This window comes from Flavobacterium panici (assembly GCF_903819335.1).
Taxonomy (GTDB): Bacteria; Bacteroidota; Bacteroidia; order Flavobacteriales; family Flavobacteriaceae; genus Flavobacterium; species Flavobacterium panici.
The window spans coordinates 25,775-41,205 of the sequence record NZ_CAIJDE010000044.1; the positions used below are offsets into that span (position 1 = coordinate 25,775).

The 15,431-nt window shown below is 33.4% G+C and carries 16 protein-coding genes; 7 read left to right on the top strand and 9 right to left on the bottom strand.

Translation table 11 applies throughout. From position 1 onward, the window contains the following. Positions 1–67: 67 nt before the first annotated feature. Positions 68–1,468 (bottom strand): anthranilate synthase component I family protein, encoded by a 1,401-nt coding sequence (locus tag FLAPXU55_RS12645; protein WP_180858029.1) that lies wholly within the window; start codon positions 1,466–1,468, stop codon positions 68–70. A 299-nt stretch (positions 1,469–1,767) separates the two neighbouring features. Beyond that, positions 1,768–3,045, bottom strand: coding sequence for a hypothetical protein (locus tag FLAPXU55_RS12650; RefSeq protein WP_180858031.1), 1,278 nt, complete (start codon positions 3,043–3,045; stop codon positions 1,768–1,770). Between the two features lie 227 nt (positions 3,046–3,272). On the opposite strand from FLAPXU55_RS12650, the gene FLAPXU55_RS12655 reads away from it, so the two are divergent. Together FLAPXU55_RS12655 and FLAPXU55_RS12660 are read left to right on the top strand one after the other, a co-directional pair. Further along, entirely contained in the window at positions 3,273–3,509 is a 237-nt protein-coding gene (locus FLAPXU55_RS12655; RefSeq protein WP_053473903.1) for a hypothetical protein, read from the top strand. After that, positions 3,500–3,817 (top strand): type II toxin-antitoxin system RelE/ParE family toxin, encoded by a 318-nt coding sequence (locus tag FLAPXU55_RS12660; protein ID WP_180858033.1) that lies wholly within the window; start codon positions 3,500–3,502, stop codon positions 3,815–3,817. Before FLAPXU55_RS12655 ends, FLAPXU55_RS12660 begins: the two co-directional genes overlap by 10 nt. 66 nt (positions 3,818–3,883) lie before the next feature. Here FLAPXU55_RS12660 and FLAPXU55_RS12665 read toward each other — a convergent pair whose 3' ends face one another. The 7 genes from FLAPXU55_RS12665 to FLAPXU55_RS12695 all read right to left on the bottom strand — a co-directional run bounded on the left by FLAPXU55_RS12665 (position 3,884) and on the right by FLAPXU55_RS12695 (position 10,470). Further along, the gene (locus FLAPXU55_RS12665) at positions 3,884–4,450 is read right to left on the bottom strand and encodes a YceI family protein (RefSeq protein ID WP_180858035.1); all 567 of its coding nucleotides are present in this window, start codon (positions 4,448–4,450) and stop codon (positions 3,884–3,886) included. Positions 4,451–4,479: 29 nt separating this feature from the next. Continuing rightward, positions 4,480–5,112 (bottom strand): NAD(P)H-dependent oxidoreductase, encoded by a 633-nt coding sequence (locus FLAPXU55_RS12670; RefSeq protein ID WP_180858037.1) that lies wholly within the window; start codon positions 5,110–5,112, stop codon positions 4,480–4,482. Positions 5,113–5,116: 4 nt separating this feature from the next. After that, positions 5,117–5,578: a MarR family winged helix-turn-helix transcriptional regulator gene (locus tag FLAPXU55_RS12675; RefSeq protein ID WP_180858039.1), complete on the bottom strand. Its 462-nt coding sequence runs from the start codon at positions 5,576–5,578 to the stop codon at positions 5,117–5,119. A 228-nt stretch (positions 5,579–5,806) separates the two neighbouring features. Further along, a complete protein-coding gene (locus FLAPXU55_RS12680; protein ID WP_180858041.1) occupies positions 5,807–7,384 on the bottom strand; it encodes a glycerol-3-phosphate dehydrogenase/oxidase in 1,578 nt (525 codons plus the stop codon). Between the two features lie 462 nt (positions 7,385–7,846). After that, positions 7,847–8,326 (bottom strand): DUF6691 family protein, encoded by a 480-nt coding sequence (locus FLAPXU55_RS12685; protein ID WP_180858043.1) that lies wholly within the window; start codon positions 8,324–8,326, stop codon positions 7,847–7,849. A gap of 10 nt (positions 8,327–8,336) precedes the next feature. Continuing rightward, complete coding sequence (locus tag FLAPXU55_RS12690) at positions 8,337–8,906, bottom strand: YeeE/YedE family protein (protein ID WP_379702657.1); 570 nt, start codon at positions 8,904–8,906, stop codon at positions 8,337–8,339. Between the two features lie 145 nt (positions 8,907–9,051). Next, positions 9,052–10,470 carry an MBL fold metallo-hydrolase gene (locus tag FLAPXU55_RS12695; protein ID WP_180858045.1) on the bottom strand — a complete coding sequence of 473 codons (1,419 nt, stop codon included), beginning with the start codon at positions 10,468–10,470 and terminating at the stop codon, positions 9,052–9,054. 232 nt (positions 10,471–10,702) lie between these two features. Here FLAPXU55_RS12695 and FLAPXU55_RS12700 point away from each other — a divergent pair, with 232 nt between their 5' ends. The 5 genes from FLAPXU55_RS12700 to FLAPXU55_RS12720 all read left to right on the top strand — a co-directional run bounded on the left by FLAPXU55_RS12700 (position 10,703) and on the right by FLAPXU55_RS12720 (position 15,260). Then, positions 10,703–11,293, top strand: a complete 591-nt coding sequence (locus FLAPXU55_RS12700) for an HD domain-containing protein (protein ID WP_180858047.1) — start codon at positions 10,703–10,705, stop codon at positions 11,291–11,293. 301 nt (positions 11,294–11,594) lie between these two features. After that, positions 11,595–12,941 carry a cytochrome ubiquinol oxidase subunit I gene (locus tag FLAPXU55_RS12705; protein WP_180858049.1) on the top strand — a complete coding sequence of 449 codons (1,347 nt, stop codon included), beginning with the start codon at positions 11,595–11,597 and terminating at the stop codon, positions 12,939–12,941. A 2-nt stretch (positions 12,942–12,943) separates the two neighbouring features. After that, positions 12,944–14,020: a cytochrome d ubiquinol oxidase subunit II gene (gene cydB / locus FLAPXU55_RS12710; protein ID WP_073484601.1), complete on the top strand. Its 1,077-nt coding sequence runs from the start codon at positions 12,944–12,946 to the stop codon at positions 14,018–14,020. Positions 14,021–14,218: 198 nt separating this feature from the next. Beyond that, positions 14,219–14,626, top strand: a complete 408-nt coding sequence (locus FLAPXU55_RS12715; protein ID WP_180858051.1) for a hypothetical protein — start codon at positions 14,219–14,221, stop codon at positions 14,624–14,626. A 127-nt stretch (positions 14,627–14,753) separates the two neighbouring features. Further along, on the top strand, positions 14,754–15,260 hold the full coding sequence (locus tag FLAPXU55_RS12720) for a hypothetical protein (protein WP_180858053.1): 507 nt from the start codon (positions 14,754–14,756) through the stop codon (positions 15,258–15,260). The last annotated feature ends 171 nt before the right edge of the window (positions 15,261–15,431 follow it).

The following is a 15,431-nucleotide window of genomic DNA, read 5'->3' on the forward strand; positions in this document are numbered from 1 at the left end:
AGGTTTCAACCTCGGGAGACATTGCTGATCATTCTGTGTCACTGTGACAGAAAACTGCGACTGAAAACTATATTTTCTCCGCCATTTCAAGCGCTGTATTCAATGCTCTTAATTTATTATAAACTTCCTGCATTTCGCTTTCTTCATCAGAACTTGCCACGATTCCGGCTCCGGCCTGGCAATGTAACTGATGATTTTTACTGAGGAAAGTTCGGATCATAATTGCGTGATTAAAATTTCCATTAAAATCCATGAAACCAATTGCGCCTCCGTAGAAATTACGATTTGTTTTTTCGTAATCTTCAATCAATTGCATCGCTCTGTGTTTTGGTGCACCGCTTAAAGTTCCGGCTGGGAAAGTATCGGCAACAACCTGCATAGTCGTCGCTTTTTCATGTAAATGTCCGGTTACTTTAGAAACCAAGTGGATTACGTGGGAGAAAAACTGAACTTCTCTGTATTTCTCTACATTTACATCGTGACCATTTCGGCTTAAATCGTTTCTTGCCAAATCGACAAGCATTACGTGTTCGCTGTTTTCTTTTTTATCTTCTGAAAGTTCTTTGGCTAAAAGCGCATCACGTTCGTCATTTCCAGTTCTTTTGAAAGTTCCGGCGATTGGGTGAATTTCGGCTTTTCTGTTTTTTACAATAATTTGTGCTTCGGGCGAAGACCCAAATATTTTGAAATCTCCATAATCAAAAAAGAATAGGTAAGGAGATGGGTTGATGCTTCTTAAGGCTCTGTAAACATTAAATTCGTCACCTTTAAAACCTTGCGTAAAACGGCGTGATAAAACCAATTGAAAAACGTCTCCACGGAAACAATGTTTTTTTGCTAAAGCAACATTGTGTTTAAATTCTTCATCGGTTAAATTAGAGAAACCTTCACCTTCTTTTGAAAATTTGTATGAAGCAATATTTCTGGATTGCAGTAATTGTTCAATTTCAGCAATGTTATTTGTTCCATCAACGCTGTGACAGAAAATATAAGCTTCGTTTTTAAAGTGATTGATGGCGATTATGTTTTGATAAACGGCATAAAAAACATCCGGAATTGAAGTTGCATTGTCTTTTTTAGCAATCGAAACTTTCTCGAAATAACGAACAGCATCGTAAGAAATGTATCCGAATAATCCGTTATTGATGAATTTAAAATCGTTTTTCTCTGATTGAAATTTGCTTGAGAATTCCTGAATTACTTCTGGAATATTTGTTGAAGCATCAATTTTAATTTGTTCCGAAGTTCCGTCAGGGAAAGTTTTTGAAATCGTTTCATTTTCGATTTTAATCGTTGCAATCGGGTTGCAGCAAACGTAAGAGAAACTGTTGTCATTTCCGTGATAATCACTACTTTCTAATAATAAACTATTAGGAAATTTATCTCTTATTTTAAAATATATACTAACCGGCGTAATGGTGTCTGCCAGAATTTGTTTGTAATGTGTGTTGAGTATAAAAGGTTTCAAAGTATGTTGTTTTTTAGTTTTTAATATTTTTCTGCTAAAGTTTCGACCAAAAAAAAGGGCTTGTCGTGATGACAAGCCCTTTTTGTTTATAGTTTTGAAAATACCATAGGAAGCTTAGTTCACGACGTTTGACGTAAATTGTTCCACCACCAAGTATTGTTCATTAATGTTTTCATTTCTTTATTTTGATGTGACAAAGATATAAATGTAATTTGAATTAGAATACATAAAATTTCAAAAAAAACTTTTCTAATTTTCGAAATTTGTTAAATTTCAAATTCTAAAACCTGCTTAAGGCCTTAATTTCCAATCGCAATCGTATTGTTTACATTTGCTCTAAAATCTGGATTTCCTTTGATATTTGGCATTGTAAATAACTCGCTGTTTTTGTATTTTGAGTATTCTATTCCAGAATTTGGGTTGTAATAATTTTGAATTGTGACATCAGAACTAGATGATTCACTTGTAATTCCGCCGTTGCAATTGTTTACAATTATGTTTTTGAAACTCATTTTTGATAAGTTTTCATTTCCGTCTCCAATGTTGCTTTCTAATAAAACAAAAGGAGAAAAACCAGAAACAATACTGTTGGTTAAACTAAAAAAAGTGTTTTCTCTAATATGAACAGATTCTCTAACCAAACCTTGATTATTTTCTTCAAGATTAACTAAAGTGATATTGGTTGCAGTGATTTTTGTCATTTTTTTACTCATATCCGTATTTTGAATCTTGTCGTACGAATCGACTTCAAAACATCTTGAACCAGAGATATCTGATGAAAAAGGATGACGAATAGCAATACTGTTGCTGATGCTGATTTGTGCGCCTTGCGTAAAATCGAAATCATCATCAGTTGTTCGGTATGAAATTAAGTTGTTCATATTTAAATCGCCGCCATAACATTCAAAAGAATCGTCATTTGAAAAACTGATCTGGATATTGCTTAATATTGTTTTTCTTCCAACTCCAGCCAATGAAAGCCCGTTAAGTTCTTTTTCAGAGCTCAATTTTCTTCCTGCAAATTCTATTCTAACATATTTTAAAATACCTGAATTATCTTCGGCATCCTGACCTCCATAATGATTTATTATTGGATCTAAAGTAAAAGGAAGTGTATGAAGTCCGCCAAGAAAATTAATTGGAGCTTTTCCCAAAATGATTATTCCGCCCCAGTCACCCGGACGTCTGTCTGCAATTTCTTTGTTTGAAGTAAAAATGATTGGATCTGTTTCTAAACCTTCGGCTACAATTTTTGCACCATTTGAAATAACAAGAGTTCCGCAGGTTTTGTCATCGCCTCGTATTACAGTTCCGGGTTCGATAGTTAAAGTGGCATTGTTTGTCACGTAAACAATACCTACTAATTGATATGTATTTCGTTTTACTAATCTGGTATCTTTATCAATTGTTCCTGCAATTATGTTGGTCGCTTCGCTATATTCCATTTTTGCCGGATTAAAATTGGTCCAATTGTTCATCCAGTTATTAGTACCAATTATTCCTTTTGTTTGTTGTTGAGCTTGAAGTAAAAAAGTGCTTAGAAGTGTAATTATTATAACACGTATTTTTGTTTTCATAACTATAATTTTAATTTCTAGTTTTGGATTTTTAATTTGCTCAAAATTAGAGCCCGAATGTTAATCAATACGGGGATAGTTATTATGAAAGCGTTATTTTATCGTTAAGAATGTTATGCTTTTGAAAAGAAATAAGGTGTTTAAGCCTTAGAAGACGTTACTTGAAAATTGTTTGCAATTAAATTTTCATTTAAAGATAATTTGTAACTTTGATAAAAATAAAAGAAATGGATTTAGATACTCGAAAAGTGATTTTTATTAGAGACTTTCTTAAGCTTGAAAGTGAGAAAGCTATATCTCAGTTTGAAAAATTATTAAAAAAAGAAACTAAGGCAGATTCTGAGTTAAAGCCAATGTCAATTGCTGATTTTCAAAAAAGAATTGATAATTCTATGGATGATTCTGCAAATGGTCGTTTAACGGAATCTGATAAGTTAATTTCTGAAATTGAGAAATGGAGTTAAAGATTTATTGGACTGATTTTGCTAAAAAAGAACTTAAGAATATTTTTGACTATTATAAAAAAGAAGCCAGCTTAAACGTTGCAAGAAAACTTGTTATAGGAATTACGAAGGAAACAATTAAGCTACAAGGACAATCTGGAATTGGACAAAAAGAAGAACTTTTAGAAAGTTACTCAAAAGAAATCCGTTATTTGATCTTTAAAAATTATAAGATTATTTATTGGATTAATTCTGAAAGAAATTCAATTGAAATTTTAGATATATTTGATACGAGACAAAATCCAATAAATATTAAAAGAAATAAATAAAAAAGAAAAACCCCAATAGAATCAACTATTGGGGTTTTTCTTATATATGAATTAGTAAGTCTAAAATTAGAATTTTAAAGCTACTGTTAATTCGAATTCGTCGCTGATAGTTTTGTCTCCTAAACCTTCGAAGAAACTTCCTGAACCGTATTTAATATCATATTTAGTTCTGTCAACTTTAAATGCAGTTGTAGCAGTGTTTCCGCTTACAGTAATATCAAAAGTTACTGGTTTAGTGATTCCTTTAATAGTTAAATCAGCAGTTACTGTGTAAACGTCAGTTGATTTAGCACCAATAGTTTTGAAAACTAATTTTGAAGTTGGGAATTTTTCAGTTCCAAAGAAATCGTCAGCTTTTAAGTGACCGTTTAATTTACCTTGGTATTCTCCAGTTAAATCTGTAGAAGTTAATGAAGTCATATCAACTGTAAAGCTTCCTCCAACTAATTTTTTCCCTTTGAAAACTACAGCACCTTCTTTAAAGTTTACTGTTCCAGAGTGCTCTCCAGTTACTTTTTTACCTACCCATTTGATAGTAGACGCTTTTACGTCGATTTTTTTAGTTTGTGCGTTTACTGAGATACCAGCTGCTGCTACGAATAATGCAATTGCAATTGTCTTTAAATTTTTCATGTTGTAAAATTGAATTTGATTAATAATAATTATATAGTGATAAATAATTCCTCGTTAGATTTTCTAACTTTTTTGAAATGCTGAGTATCATCCTCAGTATGTCTGTAACCTACAGCAGCAATTACTGTAGCACTTAAGCCAAGTTTGTCAAAACCTAAGATTTTGTTGAATTCTGCGGCATTGAAACCTTCCATAGGAGTAGCATCAATTTTTAATTCAGAAGCAGCAGCTAATAAAGTTCCTAAAGCAATATAAGTTTGTTTTGCTGTCCAAGTATTTTTAGCATCGTCAGATAAGTTTGCAACTGTACCTTTCATCATATCGCCAAATCCAGCCAATGCATCAGCAGGAATGCCTCTTGTTTCGCTAATATTGTTGATATAACTGTCTACAGAATGTGCTCCAAGATTTACATCATTTGCAAATACAAATATTTGCGAAGCATCTGTAAGCTGTGTTTGTCCGTAAGCAGCAGCTTTTAATTGTTCTCTAATTTCCGGATTTTCTACAATAACAACTCTGTAAGGTTGTAATCCGTATGAAGAAGCACTTAATCTAACGGCTTCTTTAATAGTATTTAAATCTGCTGAAGAAACTTTTTTAGATGCATCATATTTTTTTGTTGCATATCTCCAGTTTAAATTATCTAATAATGTACTCATAATTTTAATTTTGTTGGGTTCGGTATTTTTCTAATAATGTGTTTAATAATTCTAATTCTTCTTGGCTTATATTCTCGGCAAATAAACGCTCGTGTTCATCTACCTTTGGGTCTAATTCTTTTAAAATATCTAATCCTTTCTGTGTAATCAAAACTTCAATTTTGCGTCGATTTCCTGGACAGACATTTCTTGTTACTAAATCTTTCAGTAATAATTTATCTACTAATCGGGTTGTGTTACTCGTTTTAGCTAACATACGCTCTTGTATCACACACATATTAGCAGGTTTTCCTTTTTGTCCTCTTAATATACGTAATACATTATATTGCTCTCCGGATAAATCATACGGTTTCATTAACTCGCTGAAATGATCCTGAATCACATTTTGTGTGTACATGATATTTAGAATAACTTTTTTCGCATTATCCATCTTAACTGTACTTTTAATAACCTCTTCAATTGTCATAGTCGTAAGTGTATAATTTGTATATACAAATGTAGAAGTTTTAATAGTTGTATATACAAATGTCGTGTTAATTTTTTGTTAATTCAAAATGACATCAATTTTGAACGGAAAAAGTTAGAATAAAAATAGTTTATTTTTTAGTTTTAAAATATTGACTTTTAAATAGTTAACTAAAAATTAAACTTGTCCTTATAAATTCTATAAAAGTTATCGAATTTAAAAAAAGATTTATTGAAATTCGGACAAAAGAAAGCCCTTTGTAGTTTTTTTGAAATTTAAAACTTCGTTATTTATCCAGTTTTCGTCATGTCCAAGTTCTTTAGCAAGAAGTTTTGCTACTTTTTCTGAAGATTGAATGGCTGCTCTTGCATCTAAAAACAATAAACGAACACGTCTGGCTAAAATATCATCAACAGTTCTTGCCATTTCATATCGAATCGCCCAAAGTACTTCTGCCATAGTAAATTCGTGATCAGGATGTACTTTTTCGTTTAATTCAGGATTATTTTGTTGTAATTCGATTATACTAGGAATATCAGAACCATAGATATACAAATGATTTTCTCTGTCTAAAGTCGTCGTAGTTTTATTTCCATGAATGGGAAGATGTTCTGTAACACACAGTTTTTTAGGAAGCTTACCAATAGTAATCGCTTTGTTTATAATATCTTCAGCAATTTTTCTGTACGTTGTCCATTTTCCTCCCGTAATTGTTATTAAACCAGTTTCTGACACAATAATTTTATGGCTTCTCGAAACTTCTTTGGTTTTTTTGCCTTCTTCTTCGGGCGCTGCCAAAGGACGTAAACCTGCAAAAACAGATAAAACATCTGCTCTGGTAGGTTTTTTTGCTAAAAAGTGCTGGGCTGTTTCTAGCACAAATTTGATTTCGCTTTCTAAAGCAACAGGTTCTAAACTTTGTTTTTTAATTAAAGTATCGGTTGTGCCTACTACAATTCGGTTATGCCACGGCACAGCAAATAAAACTCGTCCGTCACTTGTTTTCGGAATCATTAAAGCATGATCGCCCGGTAAAAAAGATTTATCAAACACAAGATGAATCCCCTGACTTGGAACGATATATTTTTTATAAACAGTATCGTTTAGTTTCATTATGGCATTTGTAAATACTCCGGTAGCATTTATAATTGCAGCGCCTTTTAAGTTGTATGTATCTCCAGTTTCCTGATCTTCTGCTTCAACACCAATAACTTGGTTTTTATCGTCTTTTATTAAATTTACAACTTTTGTATAGTTTAAAATACAAGCTCCTTTTTCTACAGCAGTTTGAGCGATATTAATGGCTAAACGCGAATCATCAAATTGTCCGTCATGATAAATAACGCCATTTAGCAAACCAGCTTCTTCTACGTTAGGAAGCATTTCGATTGTTTTTTTCTTAGAAATATATTTTGAACGGCCTAAACTTAAACGTCCGGCCAATAAATCATAAACAGTTAATCCAATAGTATATATGAAAGTGCTCCACCAATTGTAATTTGGAATTACAAAAGATTGGTTTTTGACTAAGTGCCCCGCATTTTTAGCTATTAAACCTCTTTCTTTCAGCGCTTCAATCACCAAGTGAATATTTCCTTGTTCCAGATAACGTACGCCGCCATGAATTAGTTTAGTGCTTCTGCTCGAAGTTCCTTTTGCAAAATCAACCGCTTCGAGTAAAATTGTTTTGTATCCTCTGCTTGCGGCATCAAGAGCAGTTCCTAAACCGCTGGCTCCACCTCCAATTACAATTACATCCCATTTTTCAGTGTTCTTTAATATCAATAGCTGTTCTGAACGGTTCATATATTAGGTTCTATTTTTGGGATTCATTGTTTAAAGCAAACTTAGCGAAACGAAATTAGATTTAGATGAAGAAATATCTTAAGTTGTTAAAGTTTGTTTCAAGTTTCAGGTTTCAAGTTGATTGACTAGACTTCAAAAATAAACCCGACAGGTTTTTAAAACCTGTCGGGTTTGATGTAAATTATATTTTCGTTTAAGTTAGTCTAAAGACAATTTTAATATTCCGCTAGGAATATTTCGTTGGTAGAAAAAAATAGAATTGTTTTGAATTCGTGTCCTGTAAGGACACCTGTTTCACCAAAATAAAACATTTGCCTCGTTAATCAAACGTTCCTAAGGAACGTCTAACCGCAGCTCAAATTTAATTCTACCAACCAGACATTCCTACGGAATGAATAGGGCTTATTTCTTTTAAGTTTCGTTAAGTAACTTGAAACATTAAACTTGAAACCTGAAACAAATTTAATGAGGAAGTTTATCTTTTATCAAACCATAAAACCAGGTTCCTGCAATGGCACTTAATAAAGTAACAATAATTACAGTTGCACCAGTTCCAATTTGAGCGAAAAGCGGCCCCGGACAAGCTCCGGTAATTGCCCATCCAAAACCAAATAACAATCCGCCATAGATTTGTCCTTTGCTGAAGGTTTTTGGCTGAATTTCTATTTTCTCGCCTTGAAACGTTTTAATATTGAATTTTTTAATGATGAAAACCGAGATAACGCCCACAGCAACTGCGCTCCCAATTACGCCATACATAAAGAATGACTGCAGATGAAACATTTCCTGAATACGAAACCAGCTGATGATTTCGGCTTTTACAAATACAATCCCGAAAAAGATTCCGACGATTAAATATTTAAGATTTGCGAATACTGTTTCTTTCTGATGACTTGCATTGATTCCTTCGCCGTCAATATTTTTATTTTCTAAATTGCTCATTTTTGAAATTTTAAAGTGAAAGAATATAAGGTAAAATCAAAAGTGACATTACAAAACCACCAATCATAAAACAGATTGTAGCTACTAATGATGGCCATTGTAAATTTGATAATCCCATTATGGCGTGTCCGCTTGTGCATCCGCCGGCATAACGTGTTCCGAAACCAACTAAAAATCCGCCCACAACAATCATGATGAATCCGCGAAGCGTTGATAAACTCTCCCAGGAAAATAACTGCGAAGGAACTAAACCAGAATGATCTGTGATTCCGTAAGATGATAATTGCTGTGAAAGTTCCGGAGTAATTTTAACGTCATTTGGGTTTGAAAGAAAGTAAGCAGCAATAACACCGCCAAGAAATATTCCCAAAACAAAAAATAAATTCCAGCTTTCTTTTTTCCAGTCGTATTTAAAAAACGAAATATTCGCCGGAATACAAGCCGCGCAAATATGACGAAGGGAAGAACTAATCCCGAAAGATTTATTTCCGATAATCAATAAAATAGGAACAGTCAGACCAATCAACGGGCCCGCAACGTACCAAGGCCAAGGTTCTTGAATAATTTCTAATATACTCATAATTAAAATTAAGTGTTTTGTTTTTTTACCATTAAGATATTAAGTTAATTAAGTTGGAATGCTTAATTTTTCCTAACCTTCTTTGAAAAGTTTCATTAAGCTCAAAAACTTAATTAACTTAATATCTTAATGGTAAAACTTTTATTTATGCTTTTAAAACCTTACTCTGACAAACGAAATCTGATTTTGGGATTTCAGTTTTTGCGATGGCTCCAAAACCGCCGTCAATTTCGCTAAAATTTCTGAAACCGCGTGCCTGTAAAATCGAAGCTGCGATCATACTGCGGTAGCCGCCTGCGCAATGCAAATAAAAATGTTCATTTGGATTAATGTCTTTTACCCAGTCATTAATATAAGCAAGAGGTTTGCTGTAAGCATCTTCAATATGTTCTGCTTCGTATTCCGTTTCTTTACGAACGTCAATAACTTTATCTTCTTTTATATTAAATTTAGCAGCAAATTGTTCTGCAGAAATTCGGTTAACGGAATCAATTTGAAAACCGGCTTTTTCCCAAGCTTCAAAACCGCCTTCTAAATGTCCGATAATTGAATCAAAACCAACACGGCTTAAGCGTGTAACGGTTTCTTCTTCAAGACCTAATTCGGTTACTAATATAATAGGTTGTTTTACATCGCCCACTAAAGTTCCAACCCACGGAGCAAAATCTCCGTTGATTCCAATATTTATAGACTGCGGAATAAATCCTTTTGCAAAATCGCCGCTTTTTCGGGTATCTAAAATTAAAGCTCCGGTTTCTTCGGCGACAGCCTCAAAATCTTTTGCATCAATAGCTTTCATTCCGTTATGCAAAACCGTTTCAAAACTTTCGTAACCTTGCTTGTTCATGGCAACGTTCATGCTGAAATAGGCTGGAGGAGGTAATAATCCGTCCGTTACTTCTTCAATAAATTCAGCTTCCGTCATATTGGCGCGTAAAGCATAATTCGTAGCTTTTTGATTTCCAATAGTTGAAACTGTTTCTTTGCTCATGTTTTTTCCGCAGGCGCTTCCGGCACCGTGTGCAGGATAAACAATTACATCATCGTTCAACGTCATAATTTTATCCCTTAAAGAGTGAAATAAAATTCCGGCTAATTGATCCTGAGTCATTCCGGCTGCTTTTTGAGCCAAATCCGGACGACCAACATCGCCTATAAATAAGGTATCACCAGAAAAAATTGCATAATCTTTTCCGTCCTGGTCAATCAATAAATAAGTAGTGCTTTCCATGGTATGACCCGGAGTATGCAATGCTTTTATTGTCACATTTCCAAGTTTAAATTCCTGTCCGTCTTTTGCAGAAATGCAGTCAAATTCGCAGGTAGCATTTGGTCCGTAAACAATTGGAGCTTCAGTTTCTTTACTTAAATCGATGTGTCCGGAAACAAAATCAGCGTGAAAATGCGTTTCAAAAATGTATTTTAGTTTCACATTGTCACGTTCTAAACGATCTAAATAAGGCTGAATTTCTCTTAACGGATCAATAATAGCTGCTTCTCCGTTTGAAGTTATATAGTATGCACCTTGTGCGAGGCATCCGGTGTAAATTTGTTCTATTTTCATGATATAAATTGAAAAATATTGGGAACACAAAGATAACTCTGTTTTCTTTTAAAATAGGTGACTAATGTTACAGAAATTTGATTTTTGTGTAAAAAGAAGAAATTTAACCATATAAGTGATATAAGCAAATTTAAGGCACCACGTAATTTTCGTTTTGCTAAAATGAACTTATATAACTTATATGGTGGCAAAAAAAATCTACGTAATTTTACAACTAATGAAAATTATTGATATGAACACAGAAGATTTATTGAATCAAATTGCCTTTATAAAAGAAATTGATAAAGTAAAATACATTCAGAGAAAAACAAAATTATTCAACAGCGACCGATGTGAAAATGATGCCGAACACAGCTGGCATTTGGCTTTAATGGCTATTGTTTTGGCAGAACACTCCAATGAACCCATCGATGTTTTGAAAGTAGTAAAAATGGTTTTGATTCATGATATTGTAGAAATCGATGCTGGAGATGTTTTCATGTATGATACGGTGAAAAGTCATGATAATACAGATGAAGAACGATTAGCAGCGAATCGTATTTTTGGTTTACTGCCTAAAAAACAAGCTGAAGACTTTATAACTATTTGGGAAGAATTTGAAGCAGGCGAAACAAACGAAGCTAAATTTGCAAGATCCATGGACAGATTAGAACCTTTACTGCAGAATACTTCCAACAACGGCGGAACATGGAAAGAATTTGATGTAAAGTATAATAAAGTTTACGAGAAAAAGAGCGTTATAAAAGAAGGTTCAGCATCTTTATGGAATTATGCCGAAGGTTTGATTAATGAAAGCGTTGAAAAAGGAATTCTAAAAAAATAATCAAATTAATCCGTGTAATTAAATATAGCCTGCGGTTTCAACCGCAGGAAACGTATGGGAATATGCGTCGTGTTCCCACGGTTGAAACCGCGGGCTATGTTTAAATGCGCATAGCTATACATAATCTTGTCATTTCTCCCTTCGATCGAAATGACAAACTGTGGCGTAAAAAATAAGTGCAGTTTGCACATTTAAATTGTTGAAAAGTTTAACAAATATCAAGCGATAAACTTCTTTTAAAAGGCATTAATTCGGGTTGTAATGGTTAAATTTGTGAAACCTCATAAAACAATACCACTTTATGGAAGAAATGCTCTTTTATGATCGAATGCAATTCGCATTCACTATTACTTTTCATTATCTTTTTCCGCAGCTTACAATGGGTCTTTCGCTCATTATTGTTTACTTCAAATGGAAATACTTAAAAACTAACGACGAACAATACAATCACGCCACTCATTTTTGGATGAAAATCTTCGCTCTCAATTTTGCAATGGGCGTTGTAACCGGAATTCCAATGGAATTTCAATTTGGGACGAACTGGGCAAAATTCTCGGAATTAACAGGCGGAATCATTGGGCAGACTCTCGCAATGGAAGGAATGTTTTCTTTCTTTCTTGAATCTTCTTTTCTTGGAATATTTTTATTTGGAGAAAAACTACTTGGACATAAATGGCATTTTGTAACCGGATTATTAATCATGATTGGTTCCTGGGCCAGCGGATTTTTAATTATTGCCACACATTCGTGGATGCAGAATCCGGTGGGTTATGAAATTCTCGAAAACGGAAAATTTGTTCTGAATAATTTTCAGGCATTATTTTTAAATCCATGGCTTTGGCCTTCTTATTTACACAATCAGGCTGCATCTTTAGTAACAAGTTCATTTGTTGTGGCCGGAATTGGCGCTTTCTATATTTTAAGTCAGAAGAATGTTTCTTTTGGAAAATTGTTCCTAAAAACGGGAGTTATCTTCGGATTGATTTCTAGTGTTATAGTAGCGGTTCCAACAGGAGATTTATTAGCCAAAAATGTGGTGAAATATCAGCCCGTAACTTTCGCCGGAATGGAAGGAATTTTCCATACCGAAGAAAGAGGCTCTGAAATTGTTTTAATTGGCCAGCCCGATGTAAAAGACAAAAAGCTCGATAATAAAATTGCTGTTCCTAATATTTTGAGTTTCCTGACTTATGGAAACTGGGATCAGGAAATTAAAGGTTTAGATCAGTTTGAAGAAGATTTACACCCAACCAATATTTCGGGATTGTATTATGCCTATCATATTATGGTGGGACTTGGAACGGTTTTTATTGGGTTAATGGTGCTTTCACTTTTTCAATTAATCAGAGGAAAATTATTTGAAACCAAATGGATTTTATGGTCGCTTATGTTCATGATGCCATTTCCCTATATCGCAAATACAACAGGCTGGTACACGGCCGAATTAGGAAGACAGCCATGGCTGGTTTATAATTTACTGCGAACTGCAGCCGGAGCCTCGCCAACGGTTTCCTCCGGAAATACCTTGTTTACATTGCTTGGATTTATTGGTTTATACCTTTTACTGGGAATGTTGTTTTTACTTTTGGTTGGAAAAATTATCAATAAAGGGCCTCATCACGTGGAACTTTCAACAGAAAAAATATAAGTATGGAATTTTTTTGGTACATAGTTTTAATGGGAATTCTGGCTGTTTATTTGGTTTTAGACGGTTATGATTTTGGGGCAGGAATTATTCATTTATTTTTTGCCGATACAGAAAAAGATAAAAAAGCAATTACAAGTGCCATTGGGCCGTTTTGGGACGCTAACGAAGTTTGGCTTATTGCGGCCGGAGGGGTTTTGTTTTTTGCTTTTCCAACTTTATACGCTTCTTCTTTCAGCGGATTTTATCTGCCGTTGATTATGATTTTGTGGCTTTTGATTTTCCGCGCCATCGGATTAGAAATGCGCGGACAGATTCATAACGCCATGTGGGAAACCATTTGGGATAAAGCTTTTGGAATTGCGAGTTTACTTTTGGCACTTTTCTTCGGAATTGCTTTGGGAAATATTGTTCGCGGCGTCAATCTCGGAATGGTTCAAAATGGTGTTTCAACGCAAGAAGCACATTATTTCTTTCTGCCTTTGTGGAATCCAACTTTTAGTCCGCAGGCAAATGAATTGGGAATTATTGACTGGTTTACGCTTTTCCTTGGAATTGTGAGTACTGTTGCTTTAACGATTCACGGTGCGAACTGGATTATTTATAAAACAAATTCATCTCTAAACCCGAAGCTTAAAAAAGTTGTTTTTGCATTGAACATTGTTCTGTTGGTTTTAGTTTGTATTTCATTGCAGGTTTGGCATTTTATCGAACCAAAACCGTTTCATAATTTCGTTGAAAATCCTATTCTTTGGTTTTTTCCGCTTTTAACTTTCGTTGGAATTCTAGGATTATTCAAAGTGCGTTCGTTTCAAAAAGACGGTTACGGATTTATGTTCTCTACTTTCTTTTTAGTTGGCGGATTTGCTTCAACAGCGGTTTCTATTTTTCCGAATGTTCTGCCTTCGACCAATAAAGTAAATCCGTCGTTAACAATTTATAATACTGCCGCCGGAGAATACGGATTAAACGCCGGAATGAGCTGGTTTTTTGTGGCTTTGTTTCTTGTGATTATTTATTTTATTATTCAGTATAGAGTTTTTAGCGGTAAAATGGATGATATTGGGTATGGAGAACATTGATTATTTTTTGCCACGAATTACACTAATTTTCACGAATTTTTATTTTGATATAAAATCAATAGCCTCCAGTTTTAACTGGAGGTTTTTTATTGGTGTTCAAAAGGCTTTAGCCAAAATCGTAAAGTTTGGCTAAAGCCTTTTATTTATATAGATTTGTTTACCTCCAGCTAAAGCTGGAGGCAACTCATAAATCGAAGAATGAAGACAGATATATCTATTAAAAATATTGTAAGCGCAGTTATTTATAGAAAAGTTATGAATCCGGAAGAATGGATTTATTCAAAAATTCACATAGGAAATACATCGTTTGAATTTGATCTTGAAGATAATGAGTTACCAATTTTTCAAATTAACAGTCCAGATGTTAAAACAATTATCACGACTCGCCGTATAATTGAGAAATCTAAAGATAATCTTAATTCTGTAAAATTTGAAGATATTGAGAAAGTGATATATGGTAATTTTAAGGGAAAACCAAATATGCCCGAACTATCTTCTTTTGAAGTTATTGATGTTTATGGAAAAGAGTATAATTTTCAAATGGAAACAGGTAAAGCTTCTATAGGACTTATAAATGCTATAAGTACCACATTGAGATTAAGATAAAATTTTAGGTTTAATTTTTGATCATATAATAACAAAAATGAATTCGAAAATGCTGAAAAAGTTAACGATATTAAGTCTCTTTGTTTTGGCCCTGCCTTTTTTTCAGACTTGCTCTGATAAAAATATAATGAAAAACGGACATTTAAAAGGTAGTCCATTGTGGGAAGTAGCTGAACCGGCAGTTGATTCAATTGCTGGATCAAAAATTGATTCTTCTAACGAAAAAGAATATCATTATACCTCAAAAGAACTTGCAGATAAAAAGAGAGAAACTGTAAATAAATTTTTAATTCTAAAGGATAAAATGACTGATAATGGTTATCAGTTAGGGGTTTCGTTTATTCAAAATTTGGATTTTAAAGATTTTGTAAATTCAATTGATTATGGTTTTCTAATATTTTTTTTAATCTTAATTATTTCTTTTTTACTCATTTATTTTGCATTTAAAAACAAAGTAAAAATTATATTGATTTTAAGTATTTTAAATTTATTTTTATTGACCTTATATTTAGTTTTAATGTATTTAGCTGGTTTTCTGGAAGATATTGATCAAATTAAATACGGCTATTATTTCTTTATAATCAATTTAGTGCTAATTAGTTTCGAGGCTTATAAACTTAAAAAAGAATTGTAAAAAAGGTGTTTTTCTAATTTTTACGATATACGTTAGGGATAGGAGCGGTATCCTTTTTCTTGCTTCTTTAGCAAGGAAAAGATATAGCGGATAGCCCGGCCGAAGGTAACGCCCAAAAACTTCTCATTAAATTTTTTTAATATAATTTTTACAAATATTGTATTTGGTTGG

Bases quoted from the DNA above. Each gene is read 5' to 3' on its own strand.
- FLAPXU55_RS12665 (WP_180858035.1), bottom strand. From the start codon at position 4,450: ATGAAAAATTTAAAGACAATTGCAATTGCATTATTCGTAGCAGCAGCT.
- FLAPXU55_RS12685 (WP_180858043.1), bottom strand. From the start codon at position 8,326: ATGAGCAATTTAGAAAATAAAAATATTGACGGCGAAGGAATCAATGCA.
- FLAPXU55_RS12705 (WP_180858049.1), top strand. From the start codon at position 11,595: ATGGAAGAAATGCTCTTTTATGATCGAATGCAATTCGCATTCACTATT.
- FLAPXU55_RS12715 (WP_180858051.1), top strand. From the start codon at position 14,219: ATGAAGACAGATATATCTATTAAAAATATTGTAAGCGCAGTTATTTAT.
- cydB (WP_073484601.1), top strand. From the start codon at position 12,944: ATGGAATTTTTTTGGTACATAGTTTTAATGGGAATTCTGGCTGTTTAT.
- FLAPXU55_RS12695 (WP_180858045.1), bottom strand. From the start codon at position 10,470: ATGAAAATAGAACAAATTTACACCGGATGCCTCGCACAAGGTGCATAC.
- FLAPXU55_RS12720 (WP_180858053.1), top strand. From the start codon at position 14,754: ATGAAAAACGGACATTTAAAAGGTAGTCCATTGTGGGAAGTAGCTGAA.
- FLAPXU55_RS12700 (WP_180858047.1), top strand. From the start codon at position 10,703: ATGAACACAGAAGATTTATTGAATCAAATTGCCTTTATAAAAGAAATT.
- FLAPXU55_RS12690 (WP_379702657.1), bottom strand. From the start codon at position 8,906: ATGAGTATATTAGAAATTATTCAAGAACCTTGGCCTTGGTACGTTGCG.
- FLAPXU55_RS12670 (WP_180858037.1), bottom strand. From the start codon at position 5,112: ATGAGTACATTATTAGATAATTTAAACTGGAGATATGCAACAAAAAAA.
- FLAPXU55_RS12675 (WP_180858039.1), bottom strand. From the start codon at position 5,578: ATGACAATTGAAGAGGTTATTAAAAGTACAGTTAAGATGGATAATGCG.
- FLAPXU55_RS12650 (WP_180858031.1), bottom strand. From the start codon at position 3,045: ATGAAAACAAAAATACGTGTTATAATAATTACACTTCTAAGCACTTTT.
- FLAPXU55_RS12680 (WP_180858041.1), bottom strand. From the start codon at position 7,384: ATGAACCGTTCAGAACAGCTATTGATATTAAAGAACACTGAAAAATGG.
- FLAPXU55_RS12655 (WP_053473903.1), top strand. From the start codon at position 3,273: ATGGATTTAGATACTCGAAAAGTGATTTTTATTAGAGACTTTCTTAAG.
- FLAPXU55_RS12660 (WP_180858033.1), top strand. From the start codon at position 3,500: ATGGAGTTAAAGATTTATTGGACTGATTTTGCTAAAAAAGAACTTAAG.